At 77.0% G+C, this 10,051-nt stretch carries 2 protein-coding genes and 1 pseudogene; all 3 read right to left on the bottom strand.

The window, feature by feature from the left end:
- Window positions 1–848: pseudogene (locus AB4039_RS39955) on the bottom strand (beta-ketoacyl synthase N-terminal-like domain-containing protein); the annotation flags it as partial.
- Window positions 849–879: 31 nt separating this feature from the next.
- Window positions 880–6,756, bottom strand: coding sequence for an SDR family NAD(P)-dependent oxidoreductase (locus AB4039_RS39950; protein WP_442273081.1), 5,877 nt, complete (start codon window positions 6,754–6,756; stop codon window positions 880–882).
- A partial coding sequence (locus AB4039_RS39945) for a type I polyketide synthase (protein WP_442273080.1) occupies window positions 6,753–10,051 on the bottom strand: 3,299 nt, incomplete at its 5' end. The genes AB4039_RS39950 and AB4039_RS39945, both read right to left, overlap by 4 nt.

Below are 10,051 nucleotides of genomic sequence, written 5' to 3'. Positions count from 1 at the left end.
CCCGATGACCCCGCGCCACCGCGTCCGACAACCGCTCCACCAGCAGCATCCCCACACCCTCGGCCCAGCCCGTACCGTCCGCCGCGTCCGAGAACGCCTTGCACCGGCCGTCCACCGCCAGCCCCCGCTGCTGCGAAAACTCCACGAAGGTGGAGGGGGTCGCCATCACGGTGACGCCGCCGGCGAGGGCGACATCGCATTCACCACTGCGCAGGGACTGCGCGGCGAGGTGCAGCGCCACCAACGACGAAGAGCAGGCCGTGTCCACGGTCACCGCAGGGCCCTCCAGCCCCAGGGCGAAGGAGATGCGGCCGGAGACGACGCTGCCGGAGGTGCCGGTGCCGCCGTAGCCGCCGGTGTCGTCGAGGGCGGCGGGGCGGTCGGTGCCGTAGTCGTGGTACATGGCGCCGACGAAGACGCCCGTGCGCGATCCCCGCAATGACGAGGCCGGCACACCCGCCCGCTCCAGCACCTCCCACGACGTCTCCAGCAACAACCGCTGCTGCGGATCCATCGCCACCGCCTCACGCGGCGAAATACCGAAGAAGTCCGCATCGAACTCCCCCGCCTCAATCAAACAGCCCCTCCACGTCCCACCCACGGTCCACCGGGAAACCGGACACCGCGTCCACACCCGAGGACACCAGATCCCACAACCCCTCCGGAGAACTCACCCCACCCGGAAAACGGCACGCCATCCCCACGATCGCGATCGGCTCGTTGCCGCGCTCCTCGGCCTCGCGCAGCCGTGCCTGCGTCTCGTGCAGTTCGGCCATGGCGCGGCGGAGGTATTCACGGAGCCTGGTTTCGTTGCCCGTGGCGTCCTGGTTGGTGTCGTGAGCGGACACGGCTCTCCCCTGGAGGTGTCGGTGCAGGGCTTCAGATGGAGCGGAAGCCGCTGTCGAGCAGCTGGAACAGTTCGTCGTCGGATGCGGAGTGGAGCAGTTCGGTGACCTTGCCCCGGCCCGGGTCCGCCGGGGCCCCGGCGGTGGCCGGCGCGGTGGTGGCGGTGGCGGTTTCCGTGGCGGTGACCGTGGTGCCGAGTTCGGCGAGCAGCGCGGTCAGGTGGTCGGCGACCGTTCGGCGGGCGTCCTGGTCGAGGTCTGCCTGTGCGGTCGCCGCGCCGAGCTGCCCGATCAGGGCGAGCACGGAGGCTTCGGCGCCGGGCAGTTCCGCGTCGAGGTGTTCGGCGAGGGCCCGGGGCGTCGGGTGGTCGAAGACGAGGGTCGGTGTCAGGCGCAGGCCGGTCTCGGCGCTGAGCCGGTTGCGCAGTTCGACGGCGGTGAGCGAGTCGAAGCCGGCTTCCCGGAAGCTGCGGTGCGCGCCGACGTCGGACGGGCCGGCGAATCCGAGGACGCGCGCGACCTCGGTGCGTACGAGGTCCAGGAGCAGTGCCGGGCGTTCGGCGCGGGACAGGCCCTTGATCCGGTCGGCGAGGGTCTCCCGCCGGGGGCCGGGGGCGTCGGGCCGGGGGGCGGCGGCAGGTCGCTCGTCCGGGCCGAGCAGGGAGCCGAGGACGGGCGGGAGCGCGTCCCCGGCCTCCCGGGCGGCGGTCCGGTCGAGGCGCAGCGGCAGCAGGACGGGCCGGCCGGTGGCGCGGGCGGCGTCGAAGAGGTCGAGGGCCTCGGCCTGCGGGAGCGCGGCGAGGCCGGTGCGGCGCAGCCGGGCGGCGTCGGCGCCGCCGAGGGCGCCGGCCATGCCGTCGCCGGCCCAGGGGCCCCAGGCGAGGGAGACGGCGGGCAGTCCCTGGGCGTGGCGCCAGGCGGCGAAGGCGTCGAGGTGGGCGTTGGCGGCGGCGTAGGTGGACTGTCCTGCGCTGCCGAGCAGGCCGGCGGCGGAGGAGAAGAGCACGAACGCGTCGAGCGGCAGGTGGGCGGTGAGGTCGTGGAGGGCGTGGACGGCGTCGGCCTTGGGCCGCAGGACGGCGGCGAGGCGCTCCGGGTCCTGGGCGGTGAGGAGGCCGTCGTCGAGGACGCCCGCGGTGTGCACCACCGCGGTGAGGGGGTGCGCGGGCGGCACGGCGTCGAGGAGTGCGGCCAGCGCGGTGCGGTCGGCGGCGTCGCAGGCGGCGAGGGTCACCTCGGCGCCGAGGGCGCGCAGTTCGGCGGCGAGTGCTTCGGCGCCGGGGGCGTCGGGGCCGCGACGGCCGGTCAGCAGCAGGTGCCGTACGCCGTGGCGGGTGACGAGGTGGCGGGCCACGGCGGAGCCGAGGCCACCGGTGCCGCCGGTGATCAGGACGGTGCCGGCCGGGTTCCAGGGCCGCTCGCGCCGGGCGTCGCGGTTGCGTTCGACGCCGGGGGTGTGGGCGGTCCCGGAGCGGACGGCGAGCTGTCCGGGGTGGTCGGTACGGGTGAGGGCGGCGGGCAGTGCGGCGTAGGAGGCCGGGTCCTCGTCGGTGTCGGCGAGGGCGAACCGGCCGGGGTGTTCGGTCTGCGCGGAGCGCAGCAGGCCCCAGGCGACGGCGGCGGCGGGGTCGGTGACGGACCCCGCGGGGCCGGCGTCGGTGGCGCCGTGGGTGAGGACGGTGAGTCGGGCCCCTTCGGGGCGTTCGTCGGCGAGCCAGCGCTGGGCGAGGGCGAGCACGGCGCGGCCCACGGCCTGCGGGCCGTCGGCGCCGCGCAGGTCGGCGAGGACGTGGGCCGCCCCGGCCGGTACGGAGTCGAGGGCGCGGGCGAGGTCGCCGGCGGGGTGGTGGTGGACGGGGGTGCCGGTGGCGGCCAGGGCGTCGGCCAGGGCGGGGGTGCCCGTGCCGAGCAGGTGCCAGGCGGGGGCGGCGGGGCCGGCCGGGCCGGCGGGGAGCGGGGTCCAGGCCGGCTGGAGCAGCGGGGTGCTGCCGGGGGCCGCGGCGGCGATCCGGTCGGTGGCGACCCGGCGCAGCGCGAGGGACGCGGCGCCGAGGACGGGCCGGCCTTCGGGGTCGGTGGCGCTGACGGTGTAGGCGTCGGGGCCGGCCGGGGAGATCCGTACGCGCAGGGCGTCGGCGCCGCGGGTGTGCAGGGCGGTACCGGTCCAGGAGAACGGGACGAGCCCGTGGGCGTCGGGCCGGGCGGCGGTGACGGCGTGCAGGGCGGCGTCGAGGAGGGCCGGGTGGAGTCCGTACGCGGTGGCGTCGGTGCTCTCCTCCGGGCGCAGGGCGGCGTACGCGAAGACGTCCTCGCCGCGCCGCCAGACGGCCCGGAGTCCCTGGAAGGCGGGGCCGTAGCCGATGCCGGCGGCGGCGAAGCGGGCGTACTCGCCGTCCAGGGCGACGGGTTCGGCGCCGACGGGCGGCCAGCTGCCGGTGAGGCCGTCGAAGGCGGCCGCGTCGGGGGCGGTGGGGTCGGGGGCGGTGGGGTCGGGGGCGGTGGGGTCGGGGGGCGCGGTGCGGCCGGTGGCGTGCGGGGTCCAGTCGGTGGTGCCGGCGGGGGCGGAGTCGACGCGGACGGTCCGGGTGGCGTCGGCGTCGGCGGGGCCGAGGTGGACGCGCAGGCGGACGGCGGCGTCTTCGGGCAGGACGAGGGGGTTCTCGAAGGTGAGCTCCGCGAGTGCGTCGCCGGCGGCCGCCGTGAGGGCGAGTTCGAGGAGGGCGGTGCCGGGGACGACGGTACGGCCGGCGACGGTGTGGCCGGCGAGCCAGGGCTGGGCGGCGGTGGACAGGGTCGCGGTCCACACGGCGCCCTGCGCGTCGGGCAGTTCGACGTGGGCGGCGAGCAGGGGGTGTCCGGCGGTGTCGACTCCGGCGGAGGCGAGCGGGGCCGCCGGGGCGGGGGCCGCGAGCCAGTGCCGGGTGCGCTGGAACGCGTACGTGGGCAGCTCGGCGGCGAGGCCGGTACCGGGAACGGGCTCGGGGGCGGGGGCGACGGGCAGGCCGTGGACGAACGCGGTGGCCATGGCACGGGCGAAGGTGCGGGCCTCGGGCTTGCCGCGGCGCAGCACGGCGAAGGCGGCCGGGGCAGGAGCAGGAGCAGGGACCGGGGCCGGGACCGACGCCGGGGAGGCGGCGGTACCGGAAGTGGTGCCGGATCCGGTGCCGGCGTGCTGTTCCGCCTCGTCGTCGAGGACGGTGCGGGTCATGGCCGTGAGGACGGCGTCGGGGCCGAGTTCGACGAAGGTGTCGATGCCCTCGGCGCGCAGCGCGCGGATCCCGTCGAGGAACCGTACGGGACGGCGCGCATGGCGGACCCAGTGGTCCGCGGTGCGCAGGGCGTCGCCGGTGGCGAGCCGTCCGGTCAGGTTCGACATGACAGGAATCCTCGGCGGGTGGAATTCGACGCCGCGAGCGATCGCTTCGAACTGTGTCAACATGCCGTCCATGTGGGGCGAGTGGAAGGCGTGGCTGACGGTCAGGAGCCGTGCGGCGCGACCGCGGCTCTTCCAGTGCTCGACCAGTTCCGCCACGTCGGGCTCGTCCCCGGCGACCACGACGGCGGCCGGCCCGTTGACGGCGGCGAGGTCGATCCGGTCCTCCCGTCCGGCCAGCAGGGGGCGCACTTCCTCCTCTCCGGCCTGGAGCGCGGCCATCGCACCGCCCCCGGGCAGTTCGTCCATCAGCCGGCCGCGGGCCGCGACGAGCCGGGCCGCGTCGGGCAGCGAGAAGACCCCGGCCACGTAGGCGGCGGTGAGTTCGCCGACGGAGTGCCCGGCGAGGGCGTCGGGCCGCAGGCCCCGGGAGGTGACGAGCGCGTACAGGGCGGCTCCGAGGGCGAACAGGGCGGGCTGCGTGTACCGGGTGCGGTCGAGGAGGGCCGCGTCGGGTGAGCCGGGCCCGGCGAACATCACGGTGCGCAGCGGGCGCGGCAGGTGGGGGTCGAAGGCGGCGCAGACCTCGTCGAGGGCGGCGGCGAACACCGGTTCGGCGGCGTACAGTTCGCGGCCGGTACCGGGTCGCTGGCTGCCCTGGCCGGTGAAGAGGAACGCGGTGCGGCGGTCCTCGGCGGCCTCCCCGGTGACGGTCGCCCCGGTGTCGGGGTGGTCGTCCCCGGCGAGGGAGCCGAGGCCGTGCAGCAGGGCGTCGAGGTCGTCCCCGAGGACGACGGCGCGGTGCGCGAAGGCGGTGCGGCCGTGGGCGAGCGCGGAGGCGACGGCGGCGGGGTCGGTACGGTCCGCGGGCCGGGCGGCGACGTGGTCGGCGAGGCGGCGGGCCTGGTCGCGCAGGGCGGACCGGGTCCGGGCGGAGAGCGCCCAGGCGATGGGCCGCGGCTGCTCGGAGTCATCGGCGGACCGGGTGGACCCAGCGGACCCGGCGAACCCGGCAGACCCGGCGGACGCGGCGTTCGGCCCCACCGTCATCGGGCTCTGCGGCTGCCCGGCGGCCTGCGGCTGCCCGGCGGCCTGCGGCTGCTCGGCGGACTCCAGGATGACGTGGGCGTTGGTGCCGCTCGCCCCGAAGGCGGAGACCCCGGCCCGGCGCGGCCCGTCCCCCCGCCGCGGCCAGGGGGTGCGCTCGGTGAGCAGGGTGACGGCTCCGGCGGTCCAGTCGACGCGACTGGACGGGGTGTCGGCGTGCAGCGTCCGGGGCAGGACCCCGTGCCCCAGGGCCAGCACCGTCTTGATGACGCCCGCGACCCCGGCGGCGGCCTGCGCGTGGCCGATGTTGGACTTGAGGGAGCCGAGGAGCAGCGGTTCTCCGGCGGGGCGGGCGCGGCCGTAGGTGGCGAGGAGGGCCTGGGCCTCGATCGGGTCGCCGAGCCTGGTGCCGGTGCCGTGGGCCTCGACGGCGTCGACCTGGTCGGCGGTGAGGCCGGCCTGGCGCAGGGCGGCGCGGATGACGCGCTGCTGGGCCGGGCCGTTGGGGGCGGTCAGTCCGGCGCCGCCGCCGTCCTGGTTGACGGCCGAGCCGCGCAGTACGGCCAGGACGGTGCGGCCGTCGCGACGGGCGTCGGAGAGCCGCTGGAGCAGCAGCATGCCGACGCCCTCGCCGAAGCCGGTGCCGTCGGCGTCGTCGGAGAAGGCCTTGCAGCGGCCGTCGGCGRCCAGGCCCCGCTGGCGCGAGAAGTCGATGAACATCGTCGGCGTGGACAGCACGGTGGCTCCGCCCGCGAGCGCGAGGTCGCACTCCCCGGCCCGCAGGGCCTGCGCGGCCAGGTGCAGGGCGACGAGCGAGGAGGAGCAGGCGGTGTCCACGGTGACGGCCGGTCCGCGCAGGCCGAAGGTGTAGGAGACCCGGCCGGAGGCGACGCTGCCCGCGCTGCCGTTGACGAGGTAGCCCTCCAGGCCCTCGGGGACGGCCACGCCCGGGGTGTGGGGGACGCGGGCGCCGTAGTCGTCGTACATCACGCCCGCGTAGACGCCCGTACGGCTGTCGCGGACGTCTTCCCGGCGCAGCCCGGCGCGTTCGAACGCCTCCCAGGAGGTTTCCAGCAGGAGCCGCTGCTGCGGGTCCATGGCGAGGGCCTCGCGGGGCGAGATCCCGAAGAACTCCGGGTCGAAGTCGGCGCAGTCGTGGAGGAACCCGCCCTCGCGGGCGTAGCTGGTGCCGGGGGCGGCGCCGTCCGGGTCGTACAGCGCGTCGAGGTCCCAGCCGCGGTCGGCGGGCAGGCCGGAGATCGCGTCGGTGCCGGATTCGAGGAGCTGCCACAGCGCCTCGGGGGTGCGTACGCCGCCGGGGAGGCGGCAGCTCATGGAGACGATCGCGACGGGTTCCCGGGCGCTCTCCTCCACGGCCCTCAACTGTTCGCGGGTGCTGACGAGTTCGGCCGTGACCCGCTTGAGGTAGTCGCGGATCCTGGCCGAGTTGTCGTCGCTTCCGACCGTGGGGTGCGGGGCGCTCTCCGTCACAACTGCTCCTCGATGAAGGCGAAAAGTTCTTCGTCGTCGGCCGAATCCAGGCCGGTCCCGGCGGCCGCGGCGGGGACCGCCGCGAGGGGGGCCGGTGCGGCGGGCGGCCCGGCGGCGGCGGCCACCGAGGCGACGAGCCGGGTGAGCCGGCGGTGGACGGTCTCGTGGGCGATGTCGTCGGCCTCCAGGGCGGCGAGGGCGGCCTCCAGGGCGGCGAGCCCGGCGAGGGCCGCTTCGCCCGCGGCGGCGCTGCCGTTCCCGGTCGCGCGCAGTTCCCCGCCGAGGTGTTCGGCGACGGCCTGTGCGGTGGGGTGGTCGAAGACGAGGGTCGGCGACAGGCGCAGTCCGGTCGCGGCGGTGAGCCGGTTGCGGAGCTCGACGGCGGTCAGCGAGTCGAAGCCGGTCTCGCGCAGCGGCCGGGCCGGTTCGACGGCGCCGGGGCCGGCGAAGCCGAGGACCGCTGCGATCTCACCCCGTACCAGGGTGAGCAGTTCCCGGTGCCGGGCGGCCGGGTCGAGCCCGGACAGGCGCAGGGCGAGCGCCCGTGCCGTCTCCTCGCCCGGGGCGATCCCACCGGCCGCTGCCGCCGCCGGGGCCACGGGGGTGGCCGTCGTGGCGGCGCGGGGCGCGGGCGCCGCCGGGGGGACCAGGGCGCGGAGCAGGACGGGCACCGCGTCGGGTCCGTGCGCGGCCTGCTCGCGGCGCAGGGCCGCCGTGTCCAGGCGCAGGGGGACGAGGAGGGCCTCGTCGGCGGCTGCGGCGGGGGCGGCGAGGGCCCGGTCGAAGAGGGCGAGGCCCTGTTCGTTGCTCATGGGGGCGAGCCCGGAGCGCCGCATGCGCCGCAGGTCGGTGTCGGAGAGGTGCCCGGTCATCCCGGTGGCCTCCCCCCACAGGCCCCACGCGAGGGAGACGGCGGGCAGTCCGGCGGCCCTGCGGTGCTGGGCGAGGGCGTCGACGAAGGTGTTCGCGGCGGCGTAGTTGGCCTGTCCGGGGCGGCCGAGGAGGCCGGCGGCGCCGGAGAACAGGACGAACGCCGACAGCGGCAGGTGGGCGGTCAGCTCGTGCAGGTGCAGTGCGGCGTCGGCCTTGGGCCGCAGTACGGTGGCCAGCCGGGCGGCGTCGAGGGCGGTGAGCGCCCCGTCGTCGAGGACGCCCGCCGCGTGCACGACGCCGGTCAGCGGGTGGGCCGCCGGGACGCGCGAGAGCAGTGCTTCCAGTTCGGAGCGGTGACCCGTGTCGCAGGCGGCGATCTCGACGCGTGCCCCCAGCGCGGTCAGTTCCCGCTCCAGCTCGGTGGCTCCGTCGGCGGCGGGTCCACTGCGGCTGACGAGCAGCAGGCCCCGTACTCCGTGGGCGGTGACGAGGTGCCGGGCGAGGAGCCGTCCCAGCGTGCCGGTCCCGCCGGTGACCAGGACGGTCCCTTCCGGGTCGAATCCGGCCGGGGGCGTCCCGGGGGCGTCGTCCTCGGGACGGCGCGCCAGGACGGGGGTGAGGACGGGGGTGAGCGGCTCGCCGTCGCGGAGCCCGAACTGCGGTGCGCCGGTGGCGAGGGCTTCGACGAGGGCCGCCGCCGAGGCGGGGGTGCCGTCGGTGTCGGCGAGCACGAAGCGGCCGGGGTGCTCGCTCTGCGCGGAGCGTACGAGACCCCACAGCCCGGCGGCCGACAGCCCGGGCAGCGCCTCCCCGGGCCGGGTGGCCACGGCCCGCCGGGTCAGCACGACCAGCCGGGCCGCGCCGAGCCGTTCGTCGTGGCCGAGCCATTCGCGCAGCAGGGCCAGGCACCGCGCGGTGGTCTCGTGTACGGCCTCCGGGGCCGGGGCCCGGCCGGGCGTCGGCTCCGTGTCCGGGTCCGAGTCCGGGGCCGGATCCGAATCCGGGAAGGACACGACGACGGCGTCGGGCACGGGGGCGCCCGCCTCGACGGCGGCGAACAGCGCGGCCAGGTCCGGATGGACGTCGACGGGTACGCCGGCCGCCCCGGATCCGAGGCCGGTGCCGTCGGTGCCGGCCACGGCCAGCCGGTGTACCGAGTTCCGCCGTCCGGCCTCGGTCGGCACGGGGTGCGCGGCGGGCGCGGGGCCCTGCCAGGCGATCCGGTAGAGCGGCAGCCCGTCGTCGGCCGCCCCGAGGAGCGCGGCGAGGCGTTCGCGCGGCACGGGCCGCATGACGAGCGCGTCGAGGGTCAGGACGGGCGCCCCGGCCGGGTCTACGGCCTCCAGTGAGACGGCGCCGTCCGCCGTGCGGGCGAGACGGACCCGCAGGGCGTCGGCCCCGGTCGCGTGCAGGGTGGCCCCCTGCCAGGCGAACGGCAGCAGCACCGCGTCGTCGGGCACGTCGAGGAGTCCGCCCGCGAGCCACGGCTGGAGCGCCGCGTCGAGGAGCGCCGGGTGGACCCCGTAGAGCCCGGCGGTGCTCCGCGCGGAGGCGGGGAGGCGGATCTCGGCGAAGACCTCTCCGGGGCGGCGCCAGGCGGCGGTGATCCCGGCGAAGACGTCGCCGTACTCGTAGCCGAGGTCGGCGAAGCGGGCGTAGACCTCGTCCGGTTCGACGGGTTCGGTTCCGGGCGGCGGCCAGGCCGCCCCGTCGGCGCCCGCCCAGTCGGCCGCCGCCGGGACCCGCGGCGCGGCCGGGGCAGGGGCGAGGACGCCGGAGGCGTGACGGGTCCAGGGGGCGCCGTCGGCCTCGGTGCGGGAGTGCAGGTTCACCGTGCGGCGTCCGCTCCCGTCGGCGGCCCCCACCCGTACCTGGACCTGGACGGCTCCGCGTCCGGGGAGCACGAGCGGTGCCTCAAGGCCGAGTTCCTCCAGGCCGGCGCTGCCGGTCGCGGCGGCGGCGTGCAGGACGAGCTCGACGAAGGCGGTGCCGGGCAGCAGGGTCCGGCCGGAGACGGCGTGATCGGCGATCCACGGGTGGTCGACGAGCGAGATCCGCCCGGTGAACAGCACCTCTCCCGTCTCGGCGAGGGGCAGGGCTCCGCCCAGCAGAGGGTGGGTCTCCCACTCCATGCCGAACCGCGCGGCCGCGGCGTCGCCGACTCCGGCGGGGGAGGTGGGGGCCCAGTAGTGGGTGTGCTGGAAGGCGTAGGTGGGCAGGTCGACGCGGCGGGCGCCGGTGCCCTCGAAGAGCTGCGCCCAGTCGATGTCGGTGCCGCGCACGAAGAGCTCGGCGGCACACGTCAGGAAGCGCTGGAGTCCGCCTTCGTCACGGCGCAGGGAACCGGTCGCCAGGACGTCGACACCGGCGGCCTCGGCGGCCTCCTGGATCCCGATGGTGAGGACGGGGTGCGCACTGGACT

Origin of the sequence: Streptomyces sp. M-16, assembly GCF_052114405.1 — a bacterium.
Classification (GTDB): domain Bacteria; phylum Actinomycetota; class Actinomycetes; order Streptomycetales; family Streptomycetaceae; genus Streptomyces.
This window is presented reverse-complemented; position numbering and strand designations above follow the sequence as displayed.